This is a genomic window from Candidatus Pantoea gossypiicola (assembly GCF_008632075.1).
Taxonomy (GTDB): Bacteria; Pseudomonadota; Gammaproteobacteria; order Enterobacterales; family Enterobacteriaceae; genus Pantoea; species Pantoea gossypiicola.
The window spans coordinates 92385-117081 of the sequence record NZ_VWVM01000012.1; the positions used below are offsets into that span (position 1 = coordinate 92385).

The 24697-nt window shown below is 56.7% G+C and carries 21 protein-coding genes, 4 tRNA genes, 1 other RNA gene and 1 pseudogene; 23 read left to right on the plus strand and 4 right to left on the minus strand.

Going from position 1 to position 24697, the window contains the following annotated elements; genetic code table 11:
• Positions 1-8: 8 nt before the first annotated feature.
• The 14 genes and pseudogenes from wecB to F3I20_RS15825 all read left to right on the plus strand — a co-directional run bounded on the left by wecB (position 9) and on the right by F3I20_RS15825 (position 9592).
• Positions 9-1139 carry a non-hydrolyzing UDP-N-acetylglucosamine 2-epimerase gene (wecB, locus tag F3I20_RS15760; protein ID WP_150013285.1) on the plus strand — a complete coding sequence of 377 codons (1131 nt, stop codon included), beginning with the start codon at positions 9-11 and terminating at the stop codon, positions 1137-1139.
• Positions 1136-2395: a UDP-N-acetyl-D-mannosamine dehydrogenase gene (wecC, locus tag F3I20_RS15765; RefSeq protein ID WP_150013283.1), complete on the plus strand. Its 1260-nt coding sequence runs from the start codon at positions 1136-1138 to the stop codon at positions 2393-2395. Before wecB ends, wecC begins: the two co-directional genes overlap by 4 nt.
• A gap of 84 nt (positions 2396-2479) precedes the next feature.
• Positions 2480-2599 (plus strand): annotated as a pseudogene (locus F3I20_RS15770) (glucose-1-phosphate thymidylyltransferase 2 RmlA2); the annotation flags it as partial.
• Entirely contained in the window at positions 2577-3284 is a 708-nt protein-coding gene (rffC, locus tag F3I20_RS15775; RefSeq protein ID WP_150037929.1) for a dTDP-4-amino-4,6-dideoxy-D-galactose acyltransferase, read from the plus strand. The pseudogene F3I20_RS15770 and the gene rffC, both read left to right, overlap by 23 nt.
• A complete protein-coding gene (gene rffA, locus F3I20_RS15780) occupies positions 3271-4401 on the plus strand; it encodes a dTDP-4-amino-4,6-dideoxygalactose transaminase (RefSeq protein WP_150037930.1) in 1131 nt (376 codons plus the stop codon). The genes rffC and rffA overlap by 14 nt, the downstream gene beginning before the upstream one ends.
• Positions 4401-5651: a lipid III flippase WzxE gene (wzxE, locus tag F3I20_RS15785; protein WP_150037931.1), complete on the plus strand. Its 1251-nt coding sequence runs from the start codon at positions 4401-4403 to the stop codon at positions 5649-5651. The genes rffA and wzxE overlap by 1 nt, the downstream gene beginning before the upstream one ends.
• Positions 5648-6715, plus strand: coding sequence for a TDP-N-acetylfucosamine:lipid II N-acetylfucosaminyltransferase (gene wecF, locus F3I20_RS15790; RefSeq protein WP_150037932.1), 1068 nt, complete (start codon positions 5648-5650; stop codon positions 6713-6715). The genes wzxE and wecF overlap by 4 nt, the downstream gene beginning before the upstream one ends.
• Positions 6712-8055: an ECA oligosaccharide polymerase gene (wzyE, locus tag F3I20_RS15795; RefSeq protein ID WP_150013267.1), complete on the plus strand. Its 1344-nt coding sequence runs from the start codon at positions 6712-6714 to the stop codon at positions 8053-8055. Before wecF ends, wzyE begins: the two co-directional genes overlap by 4 nt.
• Positions 8056-8080: 25 nt before the next feature.
• Positions 8081-8821: a lipopolysaccharide N-acetylmannosaminouronosyltransferase gene (gene wecG, locus F3I20_RS15800; RefSeq protein WP_150013265.1), complete on the plus strand. Its 741-nt coding sequence runs from the start codon at positions 8081-8083 to the stop codon at positions 8819-8821.
• 158 nt (positions 8822-8979) lie between these two features.
• A tRNA-Arg gene (locus F3I20_RS15805) sits at positions 8980-9056 on the plus strand.
• 98 nt (positions 9057-9154) lie between these two features.
• Positions 9155-9230, plus strand: a tRNA-His gene (locus F3I20_RS15810).
• A gap of 16 nt (positions 9231-9246) precedes the next feature.
• Positions 9247-9333, plus strand: a tRNA-Leu gene (locus tag F3I20_RS15815).
• A gap of 20 nt (positions 9334-9353) precedes the next feature.
• A tRNA-Pro gene (locus tag F3I20_RS15820) sits at positions 9354-9430 on the plus strand.
• A gap of 32 nt (positions 9431-9462) precedes the next feature.
• Positions 9463-9592: non-coding RNA, RtT sRNA (locus F3I20_RS15825), on the plus strand.
• Positions 9593-10613: 1021 nt separating this feature from the next.
• Here F3I20_RS15825 and hemY read toward each other — a convergent pair.
• From hemY to hemC, 4 genes are read right to left on the minus strand one after another with little or no spacing between them, the layout of a single operon-like run.
• The gene (hemY, locus tag F3I20_RS15835; protein ID WP_150037933.1) at positions 10614-11810 is read right to left on the minus strand and encodes a protoheme IX biogenesis protein HemY; all 1197 of its coding nucleotides are present in this window, start codon (positions 11808-11810) and stop codon (positions 10614-10616) included.
• Between the two features lie 2 nt (positions 11811-11812).
• Positions 11813-12946: a uroporphyrinogen-III C-methyltransferase gene (gene hemX / locus F3I20_RS15840; protein WP_150013261.1), complete on the minus strand. Its 1134-nt coding sequence runs from the start codon at positions 12944-12946 to the stop codon at positions 11813-11815.
• Positions 12947-12971: 25 nt separating this feature from the next.
• Positions 12972-13700 (minus strand): uroporphyrinogen-III synthase, encoded by a 729-nt coding sequence (gene hemD, locus F3I20_RS15845; protein ID WP_150013259.1) that lies wholly within the window; start codon positions 13698-13700, stop codon positions 12972-12974.
• Positions 13697-14638: a hydroxymethylbilane synthase gene (hemC, locus tag F3I20_RS15850; protein WP_150013257.1), complete on the minus strand. Its 942-nt coding sequence runs from the start codon at positions 14636-14638 to the stop codon at positions 13697-13699. Before hemC ends, hemD begins: the two co-directional genes overlap by 4 nt.
• A gap of 317 nt (positions 14639-14955) precedes the next feature.
• Between hemC and F3I20_RS15855 the strand changes: the two genes are divergently transcribed.
• The 9 genes from F3I20_RS15855 (at position 14956) to corA (ending at position 24603) form a co-directional block, all read left to right on the plus strand.
• Positions 14956-17514 (plus strand): class I adenylate cyclase, encoded by a 2559-nt coding sequence (locus tag F3I20_RS15855; RefSeq protein WP_150013255.1) that lies wholly within the window; start codon positions 14956-14958, stop codon positions 17512-17514.
• Positions 17515-17661: 147 nt separating this feature from the next.
• Positions 17662-17862: an LPS translocon maturation chaperone LptM gene (lptM, locus tag F3I20_RS15860; RefSeq protein WP_150013253.1), complete on the plus strand. Its 201-nt coding sequence runs from the start codon at positions 17662-17664 to the stop codon at positions 17860-17862.
• A gap of 28 nt (positions 17863-17890) precedes the next feature.
• Positions 17891-18715: a diaminopimelate epimerase gene (gene dapF, locus F3I20_RS15865; RefSeq protein ID WP_033734938.1), complete on the plus strand. Its 825-nt coding sequence runs from the start codon at positions 17891-17893 to the stop codon at positions 18713-18715.
• Positions 18712-19416, plus strand: a complete 705-nt coding sequence (locus F3I20_RS15870) for a DUF484 domain-containing protein (RefSeq protein ID WP_150013251.1) — start codon at positions 18712-18714, stop codon at positions 19414-19416. Before dapF ends, F3I20_RS15870 begins: the two co-directional genes overlap by 4 nt.
• A complete protein-coding gene (gene xerC, locus F3I20_RS15875) occupies positions 19413-20318 on the plus strand; it encodes a tyrosine recombinase XerC (protein ID WP_150013249.1) in 906 nt (301 codons plus the stop codon). The genes F3I20_RS15870 and xerC overlap by 4 nt, the downstream gene beginning before the upstream one ends.
• The gene (gene yigB / locus F3I20_RS15880) at positions 20315-21031 is read left to right on the plus strand and encodes a 5-amino-6-(5-phospho-D-ribitylamino)uracil phosphatase YigB (RefSeq protein WP_150037934.1); all 717 of its coding nucleotides are present in this window, start codon (positions 20315-20317) and stop codon (positions 21029-21031) included. The genes xerC and yigB overlap by 4 nt, the downstream gene beginning before the upstream one ends.
• A 154-nt stretch (positions 21032-21185) precedes the next feature.
• Positions 21186-23348 carry a DNA helicase II gene (gene uvrD, locus F3I20_RS15885; RefSeq protein ID WP_150013245.1) on the plus strand — a complete coding sequence of 721 codons (2163 nt, stop codon included), beginning with the start codon at positions 21186-21188 and terminating at the stop codon, positions 23346-23348.
• Positions 23349-23415: 67 nt separating this feature from the next.
• Positions 23416-23472, plus strand: coding sequence for a YsgD/CorL family protein (gene ysgD / locus F3I20_RS24440; RefSeq protein WP_352230973.1), 57 nt, complete (start codon positions 23416-23418; stop codon positions 23470-23472).
• Positions 23473-23649: 177 nt separating this feature from the next.
• Positions 23650-24603 carry a magnesium/cobalt transporter CorA gene (corA, locus tag F3I20_RS15890; protein ID WP_150013243.1) on the plus strand — a complete coding sequence of 318 codons (954 nt, stop codon included), beginning with the start codon at positions 23650-23652 and terminating at the stop codon, positions 24601-24603.
• Positions 24604-24697: the final 94 nt, after the last annotated feature.

Below are 24697 nucleotides of genomic sequence, written 5' to 3' on the forward strand. Positions count from 1 at the left end.
GAAACAGTGTGAAAGTTCTGACCGTATTTGGTACTCGCCCCGAAGCGATAAAAATGGCCCCGCTGGTTCAGGCGCTGGCGCAGGATCCCGCGTTTGAATCACGGCTGTGCGTCACCGCACAGCACCGCGAAATGCTCGATCAGGTGCTGCGTCTGTTCAGGCTGCAGCCGGACTACGATCTCAACATCATGCGGCCTGAGCAGGGGCTGACGGAGATCACCTGCCGCATCTTAGAGGGCATGAAAACCGTTCTGCTCGACTTCCGGCCCGACATCGTGCTGGTGCACGGCGACACGACGACCACGCTGGCGGCGAGTCTGGCCGCCTTTTATCATCAGATTCCGGTTGGCCATGTGGAAGCCGGGCTGCGCACTGGCGATCTCGCTTCGCCGTGGCCGGAAGAGGGCAACCGTAAGCTGACCGGCCATCTCGCCCGCCTGCATTTCACCCCAACCTCGCGCTCACGACAGAATCTGCTGAAGGAAAATCTCCCCGACTCACGCATTATCGTGACCGGTAATACGGTTATTGATGCGCTGCTATGGGTGCGCGATCGGGTGCTGGACGACAGCAATCTGAACGCACAGCTGGCGGCGCGCTATCCGTTTCTTCACCCGGATAAGAAACTGGTGCTGGTCACCGGCCACCGACGTGAGAGCTTTGGTGGCGGTTTTGAACGTATCTGCAGCGCGCTGGCGCAGATTGCCCGCCAGCATCCCGAGGCGCAGATTGTCTATCCGGTCCATCTCAATCCCAATGTCAGCGAGCCGGTTAACCGGATACTCAGCGGCATTGAGAATATCATTCTGATTGAACCGCAGGAGTACCTGCCTTTTGTCTGGCTGATGAACCGTGCCTGGCTGATCCTTACCGATTCCGGCGGCATTCAGGAGGAAGCGCCTTCACTGGGCAAGCCGGTGCTGGTGATGCGCGACACCACCGAGCGCCCTGAAGCCGTTGATGCCGGAACCGTCAGACTGGTGGGAACCGATATCGCCAGAATCGTCGCCAGCGTCAGCGAATTGCTGAGTGACGACGATGCCTGGCAGGCGATGAGCCATGCCCATAATCCGTATGGTGACGGCAAAGCCTGTGGTCGTATTTTACAAGCCTTAAAAGATAACCGAGCCGAATTATGAGTTTTGAAACCATCTCCGTGATTGGACTGGGATACATTGGGCTGCCGACGGCAGCCGTTTTTGCCTCAAAGGGAAAAAAAGTGGTGGGCGTGGATATCAACGCGCGCGCTGTAGAAACCATCAATCGTGGCGCGATCCACATTGTGGAACCCGATTTAGATCATGTGGTGCATGCGGCTGTTGCGCGTGGCGACCTGCGCGCCACCACGCAGCCTGAAGCCGCTGACGCTTTTCTGATCGCCGTACCGACGCCATTCAAAGATGATCATCAGCCCGACCTGCGCTTTGTGAAAGCTGCGGCGGAGTCGATTGCGCCGGTTCTGAAAAAGGGCGATCTGGTCATTCTGGAGTCGACCTCACCGGTAGGCAGCACCGAACAGATGGCCGACTGGCTGGCTGCGGCACGTCCCGACCTGCGCTTTCCGCAGCACGGTGAGACGCCCGATATTTTTGTCGCCTACTGCCCGGAGCGCGTACTGCCGGGTCAGGTGATGGTTGAGCTGATTAACAACGACCGGGTGATTGGCGGCATGACCCCCGCCTGTTCTGCCCGCGCCAGTGAGCTTTATCGGCTATTTTTAAAAGGTGAATGCGTTGAAACTAACGCCCGTACCGCCGAAATGTGCAAGCTGACCGAAAACAGCTTCCGTGACGTGAATATCGCTTTTGCCAATGAGCTGTCGCTGATTTGCGCCGACCAGGGAATTAACGTCTGGGAGCTGATTGCGCTGGCGAATCGCCATCCGCGTGTCAACATTCTGCAGCCGGGTCCGGGCGTCGGCGGTCACTGTATCGCCGTCGATCCCTGGTTTATCGTGGCGCAGAATCCCGAATTAGCCCGCCTGATCCGCACCGCGCGCGAGGTGAACGACGCCAAGCCGGAGTGGGTGCTGGACCAGGTGAAAACCGCGCTGGCGGACTGCCTGACGCAGACCGGCAAGCGCGCCAGTGATATCACCATTGCCTGCTTTGGCCTGGCCTTTAAACCCAATATCGACGACCTGCGCGAAAGCCCGGCGATGGGCGTGGCACAGAAGATTGCCGAATGGCACAGCGGCACCACCTGGATAGTTGAACCGCACATTGAGCAGCTTGCTGGTTCTCTGGCTGACAAAGCAGAGCTGGTTTCCAGCGCGCAGGCGCTGGACCAGGCCGATATTCTGGTGATGCTGGTCGATCACCGCGCCTTTCGCGCCATTGATGCCGCCGACGTTCAGCAGAACTGGATTGTCGACACCAAAGGTGTCTGGCGATGAAGCGTTTTCTGATCACGGGCGGTGCCGGGTTTATCGGCTCAGCTCTGGTGCGCTTTATCCTTTAAACGGCTTATCTGTGTGGCCGCCTGGCGTAACGGCTGGCTGAGTGATGACCAGCTGCGGGCTGCCGGTGGAGCGCTGACAAAAACCGGCTACGGCCAATACCTGCTGGATTTATTACATGCCCGTCCACGTCAGTATTAATCCCCTTAGCTGGGAAAGTGCATTCTTCGGTGTTGAGACCGTGCGGCTGGAGCCGGAGGGTGACATTCCGCTGGAGCAAGCGCTGCGTCATCCCTGTGCGCTGATGCAGATGAAAGTGGCTGCCAGCGAGACGGCGCTGATTGATACGCTACAGCAGCATCAGTTCCAGCTGGCAGAAGGCGAAGCGGACCTGGCACTGGCGGTTAACGAGACGGAACGGCAGGCGGGGATTCGTATTGCGCGCGAAGCTCAGATTCCGCTACTGCGCGATGCGGCCTCTCAGCTCTTCAGCCAGAGTCGTTTTCGCGCGCCCTGGTATGCACCGGACGCCAGTGGCCGTTTTTATGCACAATGGATTGAGAACGCGGTGCGCGGAACGTTTGATGATCAATGCCTGGTGGCCAGTGACGACACAGGTCAGCTACAGGGATTTGTTTCGCTGCGCGCGGTGGATGGCGATGCCCGCATTGGCCTGCTGGGCGTAATGCCTGACGCGCAGGGTCAGGGGCTGGGTCAGCGACTGCTGCTGGCGGCGGCTGACTGGGCGCGGGTCAGGCAGCTCGCGCAGCTTCGGGTGGCGACTCAGCTCAGTAATCTCACGGCGATGCGCCTCTATTTACGCAGCGGTGCCCGACTCGACAGCACCGCCTACTGGTTTTACAGGAAAGGTCATGATTCCATTTAATGCGCCGCCCGTTGTGGGCACAGAAATTGAGTATATGCAGTCGGCGATGAACAGCGGCAAGCTGTGCGGCGATGGCGGCTTCACCCGTCGCTGTCAGCAGTGGATGGAACAGCGTTTTGGCAGCAAAAAAGTGCTGCTGACCCCCTCCTGCACCGCTTCGCTGGAGATGGCGGCGCTGTTAATCGATCTGCAGCCCGGCGATGAGGTGATCATGCCGAGCTATACCTTTGTCTCAACCGCCAACGCCTTTGTGCTGCGTGGTGCGCGCATCGTGTTTGTCGATGTGCGCCCGGACACCATGAATATTGATGAGACCCTCATCGAAGCCGCCATCACAGAAAAAACCCGCGCCATTGTGCCGGTGCACTACGCAGGCGTGGCCTGTGAAATGGACACCATCATGGCGCTGGCGGCTAAGCATAAGCTGTTTGTGATTGAAGATGCGGCGCAGGGCGTGATGTCTCGCTATAAAGGCCGTGCGCTGGGTACCATCGGTCATATTGGCTGCTTTAGTTTCCACGAAACCAAGAATTACACCGCCGGTGGCGAAGGTGGCGCGACGCTGATCAACGACGCGAGCCTGGTCGAGCGCGCCGAAATCGTGCGGGAAAAGGGCACGAACCGCAGCCAGTTCTTCCGCGGTCAGGTCGATAAATACACCTGGCGCGATATGGGGTCGAGCTTCCTGATGGCCGATCTGCAGGCGGCCTACCTCTGGGCACAGCTGGAAGCCGCTGAGCGCATTAACCAGCAGCGGTTACGCATCTGGCAGCGTTACTATGAGGCGCTTCAGCCACTGGCCGCCCAGGGCCGCATCAGTCTGCCGGTGATCCCCGCCAGCTGCGAACACAATGCGCACATGTTCTACATCAAGCTGCGCGATCAGGATGACCGTCAGGCGCTGATTAACTGGATGAAAGAAGCCGAGATACTGACGGTGTTCCACTATATTCCGCTGCACAGTTCGCCCGCGGGTGAGCGTTTCTCGCAGTTTGTCGGGGAAGATCGCTTTACCACGGCGGAAAGCGAACGCCTGCTGCGCCTGCCGCTGTTTTATAACCTGTCGGATAATAATCAGAGCACGGTTATCAGCTCGCTGCTGAGCTTCTTTTCCTGATGTCATTAGCCAGAGCCTCAGTGTGGACCGCGTCGTCCACGCTGGTAAAAATTGTGTCTGGTCTGCTGGTGGTGAAACTGCTGGCGGTCAGCTTCGGTCCTGAAGGTGTGGGGCAGGCGGGGAACTTTCGTCAGCTGATTACCGTGCTGGGTGTACTGGCCGGGGCGGGCATCTTCAACGGTGTCACCACCTATGTGGCGCAGTATCAGCAGCAGCCCGGACAATTGCGGGCGCTGGTGGGCACGGCATCGGCCATGGTGCTGGGCTTTTCCGGTGCGCTGGCGCTGCTGTTTCTGCTGGCGGCGGCACCCATCAGCACCGCGCTGTTTGGTCATGACCGCTATCAGGGCGTCATCCGCGTGGTCGCTTTCCTTCAGCTCGGCATCGCCTGGGCCAACTTTACCCTGGCGCTGCTGAAGGGGTATCGCGACGCGCGCGGCAATGCGCTGGCGCTGATCGCTGGCAGCCTGATTGGGGTTATTGGCTATCTGGTCTGCTGGTGGCTGGGTGGCTATCAGGGCGCACTGACCGGCCTGGCGCTGGTGCCGGCCCTGCTGCTGCTGCCGGCACTGGTGATGCTGAAACGCCGCGCGCCGCTGCCGCTGAGCTGGCTGCGTCCGCAATGGCATCCTGAGCTGGCGCGTAATCTGGCGAAATATACCCTGATGGCGCTGATCACGGCGGTGACCCTGCCGGTTGCCTGGGTATTGATGCGTAACCTGCTGGCAGAGCAGCAGAGCTGGGCGCAGGTCGGCTTGTGGCAGGGCGTGACCAGCATTTCCGATGCCTATCTGCAGTTTATTACCGCCACCTTCAGCGTCTGGCTGTTGCCGACGCTGGCGCGGCTCGATAACAAGCGTGACATCGCGCGGGAGATTGGCCGCGCACTGCGCTTTGTCTTGCCTGCCGTGGCGGTTGCCAGTTTTGCCGTCTGGGTACTGCGTGACTTTGCCATCAGCCTGCTGTTCTCTGAGGCTTTTCGCGGAATGCGCGATCTCTTTGTCTGGCAGCTGTGCGGCGATGTTTTTAAAGTCGGTGCCTATGTTTTCGGATATCTGGTTATCGCCAAAGCCTCGCTGCGCTTTTATGTTCTGACGGAGATCAGCCAGTTTCTGTTACTGACCCTGTTCTCACGCTGGCTGATCCCGTTACATGGCGCGACGGGTGCGGCGCAGGCCTATATGTTTACCTATATGGCTTACTTTGCCCTATGTTGTGGCGCTTTTATTGTTTACTGCCGGAAAAAATGACTTTAATTCACGTTCTGGGGTCGGACATTCCCCACCACAATCTTACGGTGCTGCGCTTTTTCAACGACGTTCTCAGCGTTGAGCAGCCTGCGGCTTCACCACGCCATTTTATGGTCGTGACGCAACAGCCAGAGAGCCTGTCTTTATTTAGTGCGTTACAGATCGAGTGCTTCGCCAGCAAGAAAGCGCTGGCAGAGGCGCTGCTGCAGCGGGCAAGAAATCGTCAGCAGCGTTTTTTCTGTCATGGTCAGTTTAACCCATGGATCTGGCTGGCATTACTCAGCGGTAAGCTGCGCCGTTCCCAGCTGTTCTGGCATGTCTGGGGTGCCGATCTCTATGAAGATTCGCGCAGTCTGAAGTTCCGCCTGTTCTATCTGGTTCGACGAATAGCGCAGGGGCGTGTTGCACAGGTTTTTGCGACCCGTGGTGACCTGCATCACTATCAGCAGCGTCATCGCCGCGTTCCCGGTTCACTGCTCTATTTCCCGACCCGGATGCCAGATGCTGCCGTTGAGTCGGCTCCCGCGCAGCCGTTTACGCTGCTGCTGGGCAATTCGGGCGATCCGAGTAACCGACATATTGAAGGCTTAAAGGCGATTCACGCACAGTTTGGCGAGCAGGTGCGCATCGACGTCCCATTAGGTTATCCGCCGGACAATGAGGCGTATATCAGCCAGATTCAGGCCGTAGCAGAGAAACTATTTCCGAACGGGCAGGTGCATCTGCTGCGTGAAAAGCTGGCATTTGATGATTACTTAGCCCTGCTGGCGCGCTGTCATGTTGGCTATTTTATGTTTGAGCGTCAGCAGGGTGTGGGGACACTTTGCCTGCTGATCCAGGCCAACGTGCCGTTTGTTCTGACCCGCAAAAATCCATTCTGGCGTGATGTGGCAGAGCAGCAGCTTCCGGTACTGTTCAGCGAAGATACGCTGTCGCCTGCAGTGATCGCCGAGGCACGCCGACAGCTGATGCGCTGTGATAAGCAGGCTATCGCCTTTTTTGCGCCAGGTTATCTGACAGGCTGGCGGGCAGCGTTACAGCGCAGCGAAGGGGAGTTGTCATGAGTCTTATGCAGTTTGGCGGCCTGCTGGTAGTCTATCTGCTGTCGCTGGTTTTTATTCTGACGCTGACATGGCGGGAGTTTAAGCGCGTCCGTTTTAACTTCCATCTGTTCTTTACGCTGCTATTCCTGCTGACCTTTTACTTCGGCTTCCCGCTGACCTCGGTGCTGGTGTTTCGCTTTAACGTGGACGTGATGCCGGTTGAGAATCTGCTGGAGGCGCTGCTGTCGGCCACGGCGTTTTACGCCATTTATTACGTCAGCTATAAAGTGCGGCTGAAACCGGCCAGTGTGCCTCCGGCTAAGCCCTGGCTGCAGATGAATCGGGTTGAAACCCATCTGACCTGTGTGATCCTGGCGCTGGTCGCGCTGGGTACCGTGACGGTGTTCTTCGTTCACAACGGTTTTCTGCTGTTCCGCCTGACCGCGTATAACCAGATTTTCTCCAGCGAAGTATCGGGCGTGGCGCTTAAACGCTTCTTCTATTTCTTTATTCCGGCGATGCTGATCCCCTACTTTTTACGGCCGACCCGGCGCAACTGGCTGCTGTTTTTGGTCGTGACGGTGGCCTTTGGTTTACTGACGTATGCACTGGTGGGCGGAACCCGCGCCAATATCATTATTGCGTTTGCCCTGTTCCTGTTTATCGGGATTACCCGTGGCTGGATCACCCTATGGATGCTGGCAACGGCGGGTGTGATGGCGATTGGGGGGATGTTCTGGCTGGCGCTGCGCCGCTATAACCTCGACGTGATGGGCGATGAAGCGTTCTATACCTTCCTCTATCTGACGCGTGATACCTTCTCGCCGTGGGAGAATCTGGCCCGGCTGCTGGATAACTATGACAAAATTGAGTTTCAGGGGCTGGCACCTCTGTGGCGTGATTTCTACGTGTTTATTCCGACCTGGCTCTGGCCGGATCGGCCGCTGGCGGTATTAAACAGCGCCAACTACTTCACGTGGGAAGTACTGAACAACCATTCGGGCCTGGCGATTTCCCCCACGCTGATCGGCTCCCTGGTAGTGATGGGCGGCGTCTGGGCCATTCCAGTTGGTGCTGTCGCGGTAGGGATGATTATTAAAGCCTTTGATGCGATCTACCAGCGTGGCTGCCTTGAGACCAACCGGTACACCGGTGCCATCCTGCAAAGCTTCTGTTTTGGCGCGGTGTTTAACATGATTGTGCTGGCCCGCGAAGGTCTCGATGCGTTCGGCTCTCGCGTGGTATTTTTCTGCCTCATTTTTGCTGCCTGCCTGGGCATGGCTAAATTACTTTTCTGGTTACTGGATCGCGCAGGTTTAATTCGCGACCGCAGCAGGCGGGTGTTGCACAGCCCGCTCTGATTAACCTCTGGGATTGACGGAAGATATGACAACCTTAACTGAGACGCCGCAGTACCGTATTCGCGGCGTTGATTTGTATGGCTTCGAAAACATGTCGTCGGCGGTAAATTTTCTGATGCCGCCGCAGAGCGTTCGCAGCGGTATTTTAGTGGCGATCAATGCGGAGAAGATCCTGACCGCTGAGCGGGATGAGGGATTGCGCACGCTGTTAGCGCAGGCGGAATATGCGTATGCCGATGGCATCAGCATTGTGCGTTCGATTCGTAAAAAGTATCCGCAGGCGTCGGTGCAGCGCATTGCGGGGGCAGATTTATGGGAAGCGCTGATGGAACGCGCCGGGCGGCAAGGGACGCCGGTGTTTCTTATCGGCGGTCGCCAGCAGGTGCTGGATGAAACCTGTAATAAGTTACGTCGTCAGTGGAACGTGAATATTGTCGGGGCGCAGGATGGCTATTTTGCGCCAGCCGACCAGGATGCGCTGTTTGCCCGGATTGCGGCCAGCGGGGCGAAGCTGGTGACCGTGGCGCTGGGCTCGCCGCGTCAGGAACTGCTGATGCTGGCGTGCCGTGCGTACTGGCCTGATGCCCTCTATATGGGTGTTGGCGGAACCTACGATGTTTTCACCGGTCATGTGAAGCGCGCGCCCAAAATCTGGCAGCGGCTGGGGCTGGAGTGGCTCTATCGTCTGATTCGGCAGCCGAGCCGCCTGCGCAGGCAATTAAAACTGCTTAAATATTTGCGCTATCACTGGCGCGGCGATCTCTGATATTGCTGATAAATGCCGCATTTTCAGGCATTGCGAGAGTGGAAATGTACTATTTGTCGACGAAATGCACAAAGCGTAATCAAACGCGTCTTTTTATTTAAAAAGCACTAGACACGATGGGCGCTTATCTCTAGTATGCACATCCGCAACGGCGCTACGCGCCCGTAGCTCAGCTGGATAGAGCGCTGCCCTCCGGAGGCAGAGGTCTCAGGTTCGAATCCTGTCGGGCGCGCCATATCGTTTGTGCGCATGAGCTTCGGTGGTTGATTTACCGCGGTTGGCAGTAGAGATTTACATGCTGCAGGTTTTAAACCTGTAACATTAAGAATAGTGGTGGCTATAGCTCAGTTGGTAGAGCCCTGGATTGTGATTCCAGTTGTCGTGGGTTCGAGTCCCATTAGCCACCCCAGATTTTGCTGGGAAACGCGAAGGTGGCGGAATTGGTAGACGCGCTAGCTTCAGGTGTTAGTGTCCTAACGGACGTGAGGGTTCAAGTCCCTCTCTTCGCACCAGGCAAAACAGTTAAAAAAATCGGCGAGTAGCGCAGCTTGGTAGCGCAACTGGTTTGGGACCAGTGGGTCGGAGGTTCGAATCCTCTCTCGCCGACCATTTTTAGAAACCTGTCTGAAAAGACAGGTTTTTTTTCGTCTGTAAAAAAGAGGATGAGAACCAACAGAGGAGGTTTGAGCCGAGCGTAGCGAGACAACGTTGCGTCAGCAACGGCCCGCAGGGCGCTGCTCGCAGAGCAGTGTAATCCTCTCTCGCCGACCATTTTAGAAACCTGTCTGAAAAGACAGGTTTTTTTTTCGTCTGTGGAAAAGTGGATTTGAATGTCTGCGGGAGATATGGGCCGGGTTGGGTGCGGTGTAACAATGTTGCTGTGAGTTCGAGCCTGCGAAGGGAACACGGTCAGATCGGAAAGTCGCTTAAGCCATCCATGGCCGCTCGGCCCACGCGATTACGCACCTCATCCATGAGGTGCGCCCGTAAACGGGCCAACGCGTTGCGTTGTTCAAAAACGCTCCCGGCGTTTTTGTCCCTGTCGCGGGACGCTTTCCTCTTCTGACCGTGTTCCCTGCGCGTTGAGCTTATGCGCTGTGGTTAGATGCATCCGGGTTTAGATCTGTCATTAGCCCGAAGCTTCCTTGTAAGTATCTGATGCGTCTGCCATACGCGAAGCGAAAGGCGTATGCTCCCTGAAGCCCGCATAGCAGTGTGAGCGGGCGTGCGGTTGAGCTTATTTGTTGCAACCAAAGTTACTCTGCTTTGATTTGGCTAACAGCCTGAGCAGCGTCGGGAATCGCAGACAAATAAGCCATTGTTATTATTACGTTAAAAGAGAGATTGACCTTGTTGTCTCCATTCAGAGACAGAGAAAAGGTCAGCTGTCGCCTGATAACGACACTTCCTGCAGTACCTGGCTAAGGACAGACTTAGCAAGCTGTTTAACTTATTGATTTATAAATGCTTTAAAAATAAAGCTCAACCTGGCACGGCTTGTGCAATACTTCTGCTGTAGATGCTCATTCCACCTCTTATGTCTGCTGATGCTACATAAACCTGGGAATGATGCAGAGCCAATTTTAGGTACCTGTTGTCTGCCTGCCTGTATCGCGTAAGCCTTACAGGGTTAACAGACACCACGTTGAGTCAGGTACCTCCCGGTTGTCTTACCGACCTGATCTTGCACCTGCCACTGGCGGGTGTTTTTTTTTGCCTGTGCAATGCGGCTGGCAGATTGCAGGCACAAAAAAGCCGGGCGAGCCCGGCTTTATCCTGTCTGACCACTGCATCAGGCGTTGGGATTATTCTTCAGCGTCAGCAACAATCCTTCACGACGCATTTTCGCGGCCTCTTCCGGACGATGCAGACGATCATAGACATCTGCCAGCCACGCATAATCAAACGCATCCGGACGTTGTGCCAGCGCCTGCTGCAGCGCGTCTGCTGCCTGCTGCCATTCGCCATGACGCATCAGCAACTGTCCCAGCGTACTGTGCAGCAATGGCGTTGCGCCATGCTGTTTGATCTGCTGGCGTAATGCCTTCTCCAGCGCTTCCGGATTGCCGCTTTTGATGCGCGGCATCAGCAGCACCAGACGATCGTCATAATGACGCTTGAGGCCTTCCAGCACGATCGACTGTGCGGTGTCGTGATCGTTGCATTCAATCAGATGATCCGCCATTGCCACCTGCAGGGTCGTATCCTGACGGGTTTTGCGGCTCAGTGTGCCCCACCAGCGTTTTAGCCCATCGCTACCCTGATCGGCCATTGCCTGATTCATCAGACCCAGCCAGGCCTGCTGCTGTAACGCATCACGATGCAGCTCGTCACCGACCTGCGCCTTCTGCATAGCAGGCAGAATATCCAGCAATGCACTCCACGCACCCGTACGGACGTACGCCTGTTCGGCCAGGCGCAGCACTTCAGTGTGTCGCGGTGCCACTTCCAGCAGACGGTCAATGCTGTGACGCGCCGCATGATCTTCGTTACGGGCCAGCTGAATACGAGCGCGGGCGATTTCTACCGGGATGGTGTTGCTTTCGGACAGCTCAGCAGCACGTTCAAGATGCTGATTGGCACGAATTTCATCGCCACGCTGCTGGGCGGCTTCGGCGGCCAGCAGATAGTTGGCTACCGGCACATCGGCGTGATCGGCATCTTTAGACAGCAGTTTCTCCACCTGACGGTGATCGCCTTCCGCCAGCTTCATCAGCGCAGACTGGGTATGACGCTGCGCGCGACGGCGTTTGCGTCCGGTAAACCAGCCGCGGGTACGCGCCCCGGTGTGCAGCACACGACGCAGCAGCCATTCCACCGCCAGAATCACCAGCAGGCTGATGATCAGGATAATCACCAGGCCGGTGACGCTGGTTTCGATATTCCAGTTATCGGTCTGAATCAGCACGTAGCCCTGATGACCGGCAATCATCGGTCCCAGCACCACGCCCGCAATCAGCAGGATAAAGAGGATAAATACCTTAAGCATGCTTAGCCTCCCTGCTGATTAGCAGCGGCAGACGGTTGCGCCAACAGATTCCGCACGCGGGTCTGCATCAGCTGTTCCAGCAATGGCTGACTTTCCAGGTTATCCGGCAGATCCATATTGATGTTCTGCTGGCTCAGCTCATCCAACTGGGCAAGGAAGGCTTTGGTGGCGGCATCATTGGTGTCATACCAGGCGCGAACCCAGGCAGACACAGTATCGATTGATTGTTTATAAATCTCATCCTGATGACGCGGTACGGCCTGCGCAGCAATCAGCAGACGCGAGCGGATATTCTCACGCAGGTAAACATCCTGATTCGGAGCCAGCAGCGGTTGTGCGGTGTTATCGCGGCGGCGGATGGTAATAAAGTCATCCATGAAGTTATGCCAGCTTTTCACCAGATTCTGACGCCATTCACGTACCGAACCTGAGAGTTCGCCGCCGTCACTGTCCATCGGTGCATCATCGCTGTCGTTGTCGGCCAGACGCAGATTATCAACATTGTTCGACAGCTGATTCAGCTTGAGGATCACGCCGTCGTAGTCGACCTGCGTAACGGAAGAGAGGGTACTGATATCCTGTGTCAGCGCACGACGCACATTCATCACGCTGGGATCGTTCATGTCAGCCAGGCTGGCATCGGCGCTTTTCAGTAGTGCCGCGGCGGTGGTGACGTCCTGATCGCTCCAGAGTTTGCGGCCAGCCAGTTTCACCAGATAGTCCGCCTGTGCCAGCAGCCAGCTACGCACGTCGTTGCCAGAAATCACAGCCACTTTTTCACGCAGCGTTTCCAGCTCTTTTGCTGACGCAGTCTGCTGTTGCTGTGCCGTTTGCAGGGCAGTTTCAGTACCACTCAGTTGCTGTGTCAGCTGCTGTTTATCGCTGCTGGCCTGCTGCTGCAACGCGCTTAACTGGTCGCTCAGCTTCTGATTGGTTTGTGCCTGTAAATCAGCCTGATGTTTCCCGTTAAGGTATAAACCCGCACCCATCGCCAGCGCGATGACAATCGCCACTGCACCCAACACCATGCCACCCTTTTTCGCATGACGCGGAGGTGTGCTGTTGCTGGAAGGAGAGCGGTCGACCGCTGGGGTGGTTTCTTCAACCATGGCGGAGGAGTCTTTTTGTTCCGTCATATGTGGCACATCCCATTGTTAAAGTTCAGCGTAACGCGCGCAGCAGCGCATCGTTATCGGCACCATCGGCTACCTGAATATCCTGCCAACCCAATCCTGCGGCCAGGGTAGCCAAACGTTCACTGACGACGATCAGTCGGCAGTTGAGCAGCCATTCCTCGCGATCAACCGCGGGGAACAGCGAAAAAAGCTGTTGTAACATTTCACCGCTGGTCACTACCAGCACAGAGACGCCGCGATCGCGCCAGCGGCGGCCTTCAACCGGCCCGTCATAATGCTTCTGGCAGCGCTGATAGCAGGCAGCGAACGTTACCTCAGCACCTCGACGGGTTAATGTCTCCGCCAGCAGTTCGCGTCCGGGATCGCCACGCAGGATCAGCGCACGTTTACCGGCAACCTGCTGAAGCGTGTTTATCTGGATCAATTCCTCACTGGTTTCATGCGCATGAGGCCAGGTCACCTGCTGTCCGCTGACGGTGTGAAACGCCAGCGCGGTGCTGCGACCAATTGCATAATAGTCCAGCTCAGTAGGCCATGCTTTGATCGCGTGCTGTGCGTAGTGAATAACCTGCTGAGAAAGAATAAAGACGAGATCGCCGGCACGAAGTCCGGCGAGCCTGTGAGGCAGGGAATCGAGGTCAGCGCCCGGTGCAAATTCAATCAGCGGCAGGCTCCACGCCTGTTTGCCAAGGGCATGCAGGCGTGACACCAGCTCTGCCGCTGCGGGTTCCGGGCGCGTCACCAGGATGGTCATGCCGGCGGCTGCCCCTGATAGACCTCTTTCAGGATTTCACGCGCGCCGCCGTTCAGCAGTTCATCGGCCAGTGAGATGCCCATCTCTTCAGCCTGCGCGCGGGGGCCGCGGCGTTCGCCTCGGACCATAACCCGGCCATCGGGCGCACCGACCATGCCGCGCAGCCAGAGCTCATCGCCTTCCAGCACCGCGAAGCTGCCGATGGGCACCTGACAGCCACCCTCTAAGCGGGTATTCATAGCGCGTTCTGCTCTGACACAGATTTCGGTGTCATCGTGATTCAGCGCCTGTAACAGGCTGATTAAGGTGGTGTCGTCCAGACGGCATTCAATGCCGACCGCGCCCTGACCCACGGCGGGCAGGGAAACGTCAGCAGGCAGCGCCTGGCGAATGCGATCTTCCAGCCCCAGACGCTTCAGCCCGGCGACGGCAAGAATAATCGCGTCATATTCGCCGGCATCAAGTTTGCCGAGGCGGGTGCCGACATTGCCACGCAGCGAGCGGATCACCAGATCCGGTCGACGCGCGCTAATCTGGCACTGGCGACGCAGGCTGGAGGTGCCGACAACGGCACCCTGTGGCAGCGCATCAATGGAGTCATAATGATGAGAAACGAACGCATCACGCGGATCGTCGCGCTCGCAGATGGTTACCAGGCCCAGACCTTCAGGGAAACTGACCGGCACATCTTTCATAGAGTGCACTGCCATATCGGCACGGCCATCCTGCATTGCCAGCTCAAGCTCTTTGACAAACAGCCCTTTGCCACCGACTTTTGCCAGCGGCGTATCAAGGATAATGTCACCTTTGGTGACCATAGGCACCAGCTCAACGCGCAGTCCCGGATGGGCACTCATGAGTCGTTGCTGTACATAATGTGCCTGCCATAATGCGAGCGGGCTTTGTCTTGTAGCAATTCTGAAAATTTTGTCTAACATGCTGTTAACCATTTTTATCGTTCACTGAATATCCTATCATCTCTGGGTGAATACTGTCAGTTTCAACGGATTGAAAACGGCCTGTGCGCGGTTTCAGGCCCGGTTTATCAAGCCATAGCGTGGCAACCAGTGCCGAAAAGGCGGGAAGCTGGTAAGAACGTGCTAAACTGTTAAGTAGCGCAACTTTCTTTACGGTCAATCTGTCGAGTGATAGATTGATCACGTTTCCAGCAATTATCTGCCCACTTTTTTACTTTAATAAGCGGCAGAGCGTGGAAACAGGGTGCTTAAACACTGGGACAATCAGGCGAAACGTCTTGTACCTCTACATTGAGACACTGAAACAGAGACTGGATGCAATTAACCAGCTGCGCGTTGATCGTGCGCTGGCTGCCATGGGGCCCGCTTTTCAGCGCGTCTACAGTCTGCTGCCAACCTTATTACATTATCAACATCCTCAGATGCCGGGTTACCTTGAAGGTAGCGTTCCACATGGCATCAGCTTCTTCACGCCTGATGAAAATCAACGCCAGCTGCTGGCAGACCTCACTGGCGACAGCGATCTGCGCCATGCCGATGCGCCGAAAGGCGAAATGCCGATCACGGCGATCTACTCTATGGGCAGTACCTCTTCTGTCGGCCAGAACAGCATCTCGGATCTCGATATCTGGGTCTGCCATCAATCCTGGCTCGATAATGAAGAGCGCCTGAATCTGCAGCGCAAATGCACGCTGTTGCAAAAATGGTGCGTCTCGATGGGCGTGGAAGTCAGTTTCTTCCTGATTGACGAGAACCGCTTCCGCCACAACGAAAGCGGCAGCCTGGGCGGTGAAGACTGCGGTTCAACCCAGCACATTTTACTGCTGGATGAGTTTTACCGTACCGCGGTTCGTATGGCAGGTAAACGCCTCCTGTGGAATATGGTGCCAGGCGAAGAAGAGCATCACTACGACGACTACGTGATGTCGCTCTACGCCAAAGGTGTACTGACCCCTAATGAGTGGCTCGATCTGGGTGGCCTCGGCACGCTGTCTGCAGAAGAGTATTTCGGTGCCAGCCTGTGGCAGCTCTATAAAAGTATCGACTCACCTTATAAAGCCGTACTGAAAACGCTGCTGCTGGAAGCCTACAGCTGGGAATACCCGAACACACAACTGCTGGCGATGGATATCAAACAACGCCTGCACGACGGCGAAATCATCTGCTTCGGCCTCGATCCTTATTGCATGATGCTTGAGCGCGTCACGCACTATCTGACCAGCGTGGACGATCAGCCGCGCCTTGATCTGGTGCGTCGCTGCTTCTACCTCAAAGTATGTGAAAAGCTCAGCACCGACGATCATCAGCATCGCACCGGCTGGCGTCGCGAGATTTTATCGCAGCTGGTTAAAGAGTGGGGCTGGAACGAAGAGAAGATCGCCATTCTGGACAACCGTGCCGGGTGGAAAATTGAGCGGGTGCGCGAAGCCCATAACGAATTACTGGATGCGATGATGCAGAGTTATCGCAACCTGATCCGCTTTGCCCGTCGCAACAACTTAAGCGTCAGCGCCAGTCCGCAGGATATCGGTGTGTTGACCCGTAAACTGTATGCCGCGTTTGAAGCGCTGCCGGGCAAAGTGACGCTGGTGAATCCACAGATTTCGCCCGATCTCTCTGAACCGAATCTGACCTTTATTCATGTGCCGCCTGGCCGTGCCAACCGTTCCGGCTGGTATCTCTATAACCAGGCACCGGACATGGATTCGATCATCAGCCATCAGCCGCTGGAATATAACCGCTACCTGAACAAGCTGGTGGCGTGGGCGTGGTTCAATGGTCTGCTGACCCGTAAAACCCGGCTGCATATTAAAGGCAATGAGATTTGCGACCTGGCGCGCCTGCAGGAGCTGGTTAACGATGTTTCCAGCCACTTCCCACTGCGTCTGCCTTCGCCGACGCCAAAAGCGCTCTACAGCCCGTGCGAAATCCGGCACCTTGCGATTATTGTGAACCTTGAGCACGATCCAACGGCGGCCTTCCGCAATCAGGTGGTGCACTTCGACTTCCGCAAGCTGGATGTCTTTAGCTTTGGTCAGCAGCAGCAGTGCCTGATTGGCAGCATCGATCTGCTCTATCGCAACTCCTGGAATGAAGTGCGTACGCTGCACTTCAGCGGCGAACAGGCGATGATCGAAGGGCTGAAAACCATTCTCGGCAAGATGCATCAGGATGCCGCACCGCCGGATACGGTAGAAGTGTTCTGCTACAGCCAGCATCTGCGCGGTCTGATTCGCACGCGCGTGCAGCAACTGGTCTCTGAATGCATTGAGCTGCGCCTCTCCAGCACACGTCAGGAGCCGGGCCGCTTCAAAGCGCTGCGCATGGCAGGCGAGACCTGGGGACTGTTCTTTGAACGCATGAGTGTCTCGGTGCAGAAGCTGGAAAACGCCGTGGAATTTTATGGCGCGATCTCCAACAACAAGCTGCATGGGTTGTCGATCAAAGTCGAAACGAATCAGACGCCGCTGCCACCGGTAGTGAACGGCTATGCCAGCGAAGGCATCATTCAGTTCTTCTTTGAAAACACCACGGATGAGCGCGGCTTCAACATTTATATCCTTGATGAGACCAATCGGGTTGAGGTCTATCATCACTGTGAAGGCAGCAAAGAGGAGCTGGTGCGTGACGTCAGTCGTTTCTACTCCTCATCGCACGATCGCTTCACTTATGGGTCGAGCTTTATCAACTTCAACCTGCCGCAGTTCTACCAGATTGTGAACACCGGTGATCGATTCCAGGTGATTCCATTCCGGAATCAGACGCTGACGCAGCTCTGTACGACGCAGCCTGACAACGACAACAGCGACTATCAACCGCGCTATCAGGTGCATTGATGCTGACGGGCTGCCTGCGCTCTGCAGGTGGCCGCTATCTTCCTGGCCTGTCACCCGGTTCACGCTATTTACGGGGATTTCCTGTTGCTTTTCCACCTTCAACTGCGATGATAAGCATCCAGGTAAAGGACATTAAGAGCATAAAGAATGAAGAAAGTAATAAGCCTGTTGGCCATGACACTGGCAGTAATCAGCCTTGCAGGTTGTGGTCTGAAAGGACCGCTCTACTTCCCGCCGAAGGATCAGCCGAAGAAACAACAAGCCCCAACCGAACGCCAGAAAGCGGATGCCTCTAAAGCCGATGTCGGTGGGCTGGTGACCGGTAATTCAGGCGTAAAAGCGAACTAATCTGATGGCTTATCCGGCGGAGCAAAAAATGCAGTTCTCCAAAATGCACGGTCTCGGCAACGATTTTATGGTTGTGGATGCGGTGACACAAAACGTCTTCTTCTCGCCGGAATTGATCCGCCGGCTGGCCGATCGTCATCTGGGGATCGGTTTTGATCAGCTGCTGATTGTTGAACCGCCTTACGATCCCGATCTCGATTTTCACTATCGCATTTTCAACGCTGACGGCAGTGAAGTGGCCCAGTGCGGCAACGGTGCGCGCTGTTTTGCCCGCTTTGTTCAGCTCAAAGGGCTGACCAATAAAAGCGACATCCGGGTCAGTACCCAGAATGGCCGCATGGTGTTGACCGTGACGCCTGACGATCACGTGCGCGTGAACATGGGTGAACCCAACTTTGAGCCTCAGCAGGTGCCGTTCCGCGCCAATAAAGCCGAGAATCTCTATCTGCTGCGCGTGGCCGAACAGACGGTGATGCTGGGTGCAGTCTCGATGGGGAATCCCCACTGCGTCATTCAGGTGGAAAGCGTTAAAACCGCGCAGGTTGAACTGCTTGGCCCGATTCTGGAGAGCCACGAGCGCTTCCCGGATCGCGTCAATGTCGGTTTTATGGAGATTATTAATCCGGAACATATCCGGCTGCGCGTCTACGAACGCGGAGCGGGTGAAACGCAGGCGTGCGGCAGTGGTGCCTGCGCTGCCGTTGCCTGCGGCATTCAGCAGGGCATTCTGGCACCGAAAGTGCGTGTCGATCTGCCTGGCGGGACGCTGCATATCTCCTGGAAAGGTGCCGGTCAGCCGCTCTATATGACCGGGCCTGCGACACACGTCTACGATGGGTTTATTCATCTATGAAAAATATCGAAGAGCAGGCTGACAGTTCGGTTCTGCTGGACGATCAGGCCGTCAGTGATTATCTGCGGCAGAATCCCGATTTCTTCATCCGCAATGCCCGCGAAGTTGAACAGATGGCGGTACCGCATCCGGTGCGTGGCAGCGTGTCACTGGTCGAGTGGCATATGGCGCGGCAACGCAACCATATCCAGCGGCTGGAAGAAGAGATCACACTGCTGATGGAGCAGGCCAGCGCTAACCATGAGCTGTTTGACCGTCTGCTGTCGCTGGAAAGTCATCTGGCCGCGGCTGATTCGCTGCAGGATATGCTCAACCGTCTGCATCGCTGGGCGCGTGAGCTGGGCCTGGCGGGTGCCAATGTGCGGCTGTTCAGTGACAAATGGCTGCTGGGTGCCCCCTCCGATTTCTTTCAGCTGAGCCTGTCGCGTCAGGCGTTTGAGCCGCTGCGTATTCAGCGCTTCGGCAACCAGCATCACTATCTCGGTAATATCAATGGGCCTGAACTGCTGCTGCTGCTGCCGCAGGCCAAAGCAATTGGCTCGGTTGCGATGTCGCTGATGGGCGAAGCGGGCGATCTCGGCGTGCTGGTGTTCAGCAGCCGTGACAGCCAGCACTATCAGTCGGGCATGGGAACGCTGCTGTTACAGCATCTTTCACAGATGATGCCTGGCCTGCTTTCCCGCTGGGTAGAGCGCGCATGAGCAGCGCGCTGCTGGAGGCCGTCGATGGATTTCTGCGCTACCTGAAAGTGGAGCGCCAGCTGAGTCCGTTAACCCAGAGCAGCTATGCGCGCCAGCTGGCCGCGCTGGTGGCAATTGCTGATGAGATGAAGCTTGGCAGCTGGGCACTGCTGGAACCCGCGCAGGTGCGCAGCATGGCGGCGCGCAGCCGTCGCGCCGGACTCTCTGCCAGCAGCCTCGCGCTGCGTCTCTCCGCACTGCGCAGTTTTCTCGACTGGCAGGTGAGCCAGGGGTTGCTCTCTGCTAATCCGGCCAAAGGGGTGATGACGCCGCGTAAAGCGCGCCATCTGCCTAAGAATATCGATGTGGATGAAGTGAATCAGCTGCTGGAGATCGACCTTAACGATCCGCTGGCGGTGCGCGACCGCGCAATGCTGGAAGTGATGTATGGTGGCGGGCTGCGTCTCTCCGAGCTGGTGAATATGGATTGCCGCCACGTCGACCTCGATTCCGGCGAAGTGTGGGTCGTGGGTAAGGGCAGCAAAGAGCGCCGGGTGCCGATTGGCCGCACGGCGGTCACCTGGATCCAGCACTGGCTGCCACTACGTGAAACCTTTGGCGGTCAGGATGATGCGCTGTTTCTGTCGACACGCGGCAACCGCATCTCGCCCCGTAACGTGCAGAAGCGCTTTGCCGAATGGGGCATCAGACAGGGCGTGGCGAGTCATATCCATCCGCATAAGCTGCGACACTCTTTTGCTACGCATCTGCTGGAGTCCAGCGGCGACCTGCGTGCCGTGCAGGAGTTACTGGGTCATGCAAACCTCTCGACGACCCAGATCTACACCCATCTCGACTTCCAGCATCTGGCTTCGGTGTATGACGCTGCGCATCCCCGCGCCAAACGAGGAAAGAACGAATGAAGTTTTATCGTCCGCTGTCGGCCATTAAAGCCATGACCTTCGATCTTGATGACACGCTCTACGATAACTACCCGGTGATCCGTCGCACCACGCAGGAGTCTCACGCCGCATTGCAAGCTTTTCATCCGGCGCTGCGTGACTTCACGCCGCAGGATTATCAGCAGCTGCGCGATGAACTGCTGCAGCGCGAGCCTGAGATCTATCATGACGTTTCGGAGTGGCGACGCCGTTCGGTAGAGCTGGCGATGCTGAATATCGGCCTCTCTGCTGCGGAAGCGACCGCGGGCGCGGCAGAGGTCATGGCGGTGTTCCATCAGTGGCGGAGTCAGGTCGAGATGCCGGATGAGACGCATCAGACGCTGAAGGCGCTGGCGGAAAAAATCCCGCTGGTGGCGGTCACTAACGGCAACGCCAGCCCGGAAAAAATGGGTATCGCTGAATACTTTCGCTTTACGCTGCGGGCCGGACCTGACGGGCGCGCCAAGCCGTGGCAGGATATGTATCAGCTTGCCGCGCAACGCCTTGATATCGCGCCACAACACATTCTGCATGTGGGAGACGACCTGACTACCGATGTCGCCGGCTCACTGCGTTGCGGCATGCAGGCCTGCTGGATTAACCTGCGGCAGGGCAACCTGATGCATATCCCGGACGCGCGGCTGTTGCCGCATGTCGAAATTTCGCGGTTGGCATCACTCACCTCACTGCTATAATGGCTGTAAATTTATCCAGTCGTCTCCCTTTTTTCTGCCAGGCCGCTGTGCGTTATCCGGCGTCCGTGGCGCTGCCTGACTGGCCGCGACACTGCCTTACGGCAGGCGCAGTAAACAGCGCGGCGACGGCGTTTTTCTCTGGTAAACGGTGCTTATGGACGTTTCTGAACTGCTCGACGGTTTGAATGACAATCAGCGCGCGGCCGTTGCGGCTCCGCGCAGTAACCTGCTGGTACTGGCAGGCGCGGGCAGTGGTAAAACGCGGGTGCTGGTGCATCGCATTGCGTGGCTGATGTCAGTAGAGAACTGCTCACCCTATTCGATTATGGCGGTGACCTTTACCAACAAAGCGGCAGCAGAGATGCGTCACCGTATCGAACATCTGATCGGCACCAGCCAGGGCGGGATGTGGATCGGCACCTTCCACGGCCTGGCGCACCGCTTACTGCGTGCCCACCATCTTGACGCCGGTCTGCCGCAGGATTTTCAGATCCTCGACAGCGAAGACCAGCTGCGTCTGCTCAAGCGCCTCATCAAATCAATGAACCTTGATGACAAGCAGTGGCCTGCGCGCCAGGGCATGTGGTACATCAACGGCAAAAAAGATGAAGGCCTGCGGCCAAAGCACATTGAAAGCTACGGCAATCCGATTGAGCAGACCTGGCTACGCATTTATCAGGCCTATCAGGAAGCCTGTGACCGTGCGGGTTTAGTCGACTTCGCCGAGCTGCTGCTGCGCGCCCATGAACTCTGGCTCAACAAGCCGCACATCCTCAATCACTACCGCGAACGCTTTACCAACGTGCTGGTGGATGAGTTTCAGGATACTAACAACATTCAGTACGCCTGGATTCGGATGCTGGCGGGCGACAGCGGCCGGGTGATCATCGTGGGCGATGATGACCAGTCGATCTACGGCTGGCGCGGCGCACAGGTCGAAAACATTCAGCGCTTCCTGCAGGATTTCCCTGGTGCAGAAACGATCCGTCTGGAGCAGAACTACCGCTCAACCAATAACATCCTCAAAGCGGCTAACGCCCTGATCGCCAATAACAATGGCCGTCTGGGTAAAGAGCTCTGGACCGAAGGCAGCGATGGCGAACCGATCTCTATCTACTGCGCCTTTAATGAGCTGGATGAAGCGCGCTTTGTGGTGAACCGCATCAAGGTCTGGATGGAGAACGGTGGTGCACTCAACGACTGCGCCATTCTCTATCGCAGCAACGCCCAGTCGCGCGTGCTGGAAGAGGCGCTGCTGCAGAGCAGTATGCCGTACCGTATTTATGGCGGCATGCGCTTCTTTGAACGCCAGGAGATTAAAGATGCGCTCTCTTATCTGCGTCTGATGGCAAACCGCAATGACGATGCCGCCTTTGAACGCGTGGTGAATACGCCGACGCGCGGCGTGGGCGATCGCACGCTCGACGTGGTGCGTCAGACGGCGCGTGAACGTCAGATGACGCTGTGGCAGGCGACGCGCGAACTGCTGCAAAGTCGCGCACTGGCGGGCCGCGCCGCGTCTGCACTGCAACGCTTCTGTGAGCTGGTCGATTCACTGGCTACCGAAACCGCCGAATTACCGCTGCATGTTCAGACCGACCGGGTTATCAAAGACTCCGGCCTGTGGCTGATGTATGAGCAGGAAAAAGGCGAGAAGGGCCAGGCGCGTATCGAAAACCTTGAGGAGCTGGTGACGGCAACCCGTCAGTTCAGCTATCAGGACGAAGATGAAGATCTGATGCCGCTTCAGGCCTTCTTATCCCATGCCGCCCTTGAAGCGGGCGAAGGTCAGGCAGACAAATGGCAGGATGCGGTTCAGCTGATGACGCTGCACTCGGCCAAAGGGCTGGAATTCAGTCAGGTCTTTATCGTCGGTATGGAAGAGGGGATGTTCCCAAGCCAGATGTCGCTGGATGAAGGCGGGCGGCTGGAGGAGGAGCGTCGTCTGGCGTATGTCGGTGTGACCCGCGCGATGCGCAAGCTGACGCTGACCTACGCTGAAACCCGCCGACTCTATGGTAAGGAAGTGTATCACCGGCCTTCCCGTTTTATCGGTGAGCTGCCCGAAACGTGCATCGAAGAAGTGCGTCTGCGCGCCAGCGTCAGCCGTCCGGTCAACCATCAGCGGATGGGTGCCCCGGTGACCAAAAATGACAGCGGATTCGCGCTGGGCCAGCGTGTTCATCACGCAAAATTTGGCGAAGGCACCATCATTAATCTGGAAGGCAGCGGTGAGCACAGCCGTTTGCAGGTGGCGTTTCAGGGGCAGGGAATCAAGTGGCTGGTAGCGGCTTACGCGAAGCTGGAAACGCTTTAGCGCGCGGTTGACGGCTTTTTCGTCTCAGCGTAACATGCGCCCACTATTATCATGAGAGGACAATGCCTTGGACACGCCCAGTCGATGCTGGCTCAATGACCTGGATATCAGGCATAACATCTAAGGCTACCTCTTTACGCGGGTAGCCTTAGCGGTTATCAGCGACCCCCCTTTTTGATTCCGTCGCGCGAGTCAGCACTGATTTATCTTTGAAACTCTGTTTCCGTGTTCAGGCTGCCTGTTCCTTTAAAGGAACGGCGGACCGCTTTGTCCCATTTAGTCTGCAATGGGGAGTATTGCTATGCTGAGCGCATTTAAACTCGATCAAAGCCGCCTGACGCGACTGGAGCTGGAAGACGAAACCGACAAACTGACCAACTCTGTCTGGGTCGATCTGATCGAGCCGGAAGAGGGCGAACGTGACCGGGTGCAAACGGAGCTGGGCCAGAGCCTGGCAACACGGCCAGAGCTGGAAGATATCGAGGCCTCGGCACGCTTCTTCGAAGATGAAGATGGTCTGCATATCCACTCCTTCTTCTTCTATGAAGATGCTGACGATCACGCCGGTAACTCCACCGTGGCATTCACCATTCGTGAAGGCCGCCTCTACACGCTGCGCGAACGTGAACTGCCCGCTTTCCGCCTCTATCGTATGCGTGCCCGTAATCAGACCCTGATCGATGGCAACGCCTTTGAGCTGCTGCTCGACCTGTTTGAAACCAAAATCGAACAGCTGGCAGACGAAATCGAGAACATCTATAGCGCGCTGGAGAAACTCAGCCGGGTGATCATGGAAGGTCAGCAGGGCGAAGAGTACGATCAGGCGCTGTCACGCTTAGCAGAACTGGAAGATATCGGCTGGAAAGTGCGTCTCTGTCTGATGGATACACAGCGCGCCCTGAATTTCCTGGTGCGTAAAGCGCGTCTGCCGGGTAATCAGCTGGAGCAGGCGCGGGAAATCCTGCGCGATATCGAGTCGCTGCTGCCGCACAACGAATCGCTGTTCCAGAAGGTCAACTTCCTGATGCAGGCCGCAATGGGCTTTATCAACATCGAGCAGAACCGCATCATCAAGATCTTCTCAGTAGTCTCCGTGGTGTTTCTGCCACCCACGCTGGTGGCATCCAGCTACGGGATGAACTTCGAATTTATGCCGGAACTGAAGTGGAGCTTTGGTTATCCTGCGGCTATCGGTCTGATGATTCTGGCCGGCCTGGCACCTTATCTCTACTTTAAGCGTAAAAACTGGCTTTAAAAAAGCCACGGGCCATCTGAGATGGCCCGTTCTGCTGGCTCCCGTCGCCATTTCTGCGTACTCTGACCCTCCTGTTTTTACAAATAATTAACTT

Bases quoted from the DNA above. Each gene is read 5' to 3' on its own strand.
- wecG (WP_150013265.1), top strand. From the start codon at position 8,081: ATGACAACCTTAACTGAGACGCCGCAGTACCGTATTCGCGGCGTTGAT.
- corA (WP_150013243.1), top strand. From the start codon at position 23,650: ATGCTGAGCGCATTTAAACTCGATCAAAGCCGCCTGACGCGACTGGAG.
- uvrD (WP_150013245.1), top strand. From the start codon at position 21,186: ATGGACGTTTCTGAACTGCTCGACGGTTTGAATGACAATCAGCGCGCG.
- hemC (WP_150013257.1), bottom strand. From the start codon at position 14,638: ATGTTAGACAAAATTTTCAGAATTGCTACAAGACAAAGCCCGCTCGCA.
- wecF (WP_150037932.1), top strand. From the start codon at position 5,648: ATGACTTTAATTCACGTTCTGGGGTCGGACATTCCCCACCACAATCTT.
- hemY (WP_150037933.1), bottom strand. From the start codon at position 11,810: ATGCTTAAGGTATTTATCCTCTTTATCCTGCTGATTGCGGGCGTGGTG.
- wzxE (WP_150037931.1), top strand. From the start codon at position 4,401: ATGTCATTAGCCAGAGCCTCAGTGTGGACCGCGTCGTCCACGCTGGTA.
- hemD (WP_150013259.1), bottom strand. From the start codon at position 13,700: ATGACCATCCTGGTGACGCGCCCGGAACCCGCAGCGGCAGAGCTGGTG.
- lptM (WP_150013253.1), top strand. From the start codon at position 17,662: ATGAAGAAAGTAATAAGCCTGTTGGCCATGACACTGGCAGTAATCAGC.
- hemX (WP_150013261.1), bottom strand. From the start codon at position 12,946: ATGACGGAACAAAAAGACTCCTCCGCCATGGTTGAAGAAACCACCCCA.
- yigB (WP_150037934.1), top strand. From the start codon at position 20,315: ATGAAGTTTTATCGTCCGCTGTCGGCCATTAAAGCCATGACCTTCGAT.
- F3I20_RS15870 (WP_150013251.1), top strand. From the start codon at position 18,712: ATGAAAAATATCGAAGAGCAGGCTGACAGTTCGGTTCTGCTGGACGAT.
- rffA (WP_150037930.1), top strand. From the start codon at position 3,271: ATGATTCCATTTAATGCGCCGCCCGTTGTGGGCACAGAAATTGAGTAT.
- wecC (WP_150013283.1), top strand. From the start codon at position 1,136: ATGAGTTTTGAAACCATCTCCGTGATTGGACTGGGATACATTGGGCTG.
- wzyE (WP_150013267.1), top strand. From the start codon at position 6,712: ATGAGTCTTATGCAGTTTGGCGGCCTGCTGGTAGTCTATCTGCTGTCG.
- rffC (WP_150037929.1), top strand. From the start codon at position 2,577: ATGCCCGTCCACGTCAGTATTAATCCCCTTAGCTGGGAAAGTGCATTC.
- xerC (WP_150013249.1), top strand. From the start codon at position 19,413: ATGAGCAGCGCGCTGCTGGAGGCCGTCGATGGATTTCTGCGCTACCTG.
- dapF (WP_033734938.1), top strand. From the start codon at position 17,891: ATGCAGTTCTCCAAAATGCACGGTCTCGGCAACGATTTTATGGTTGTG.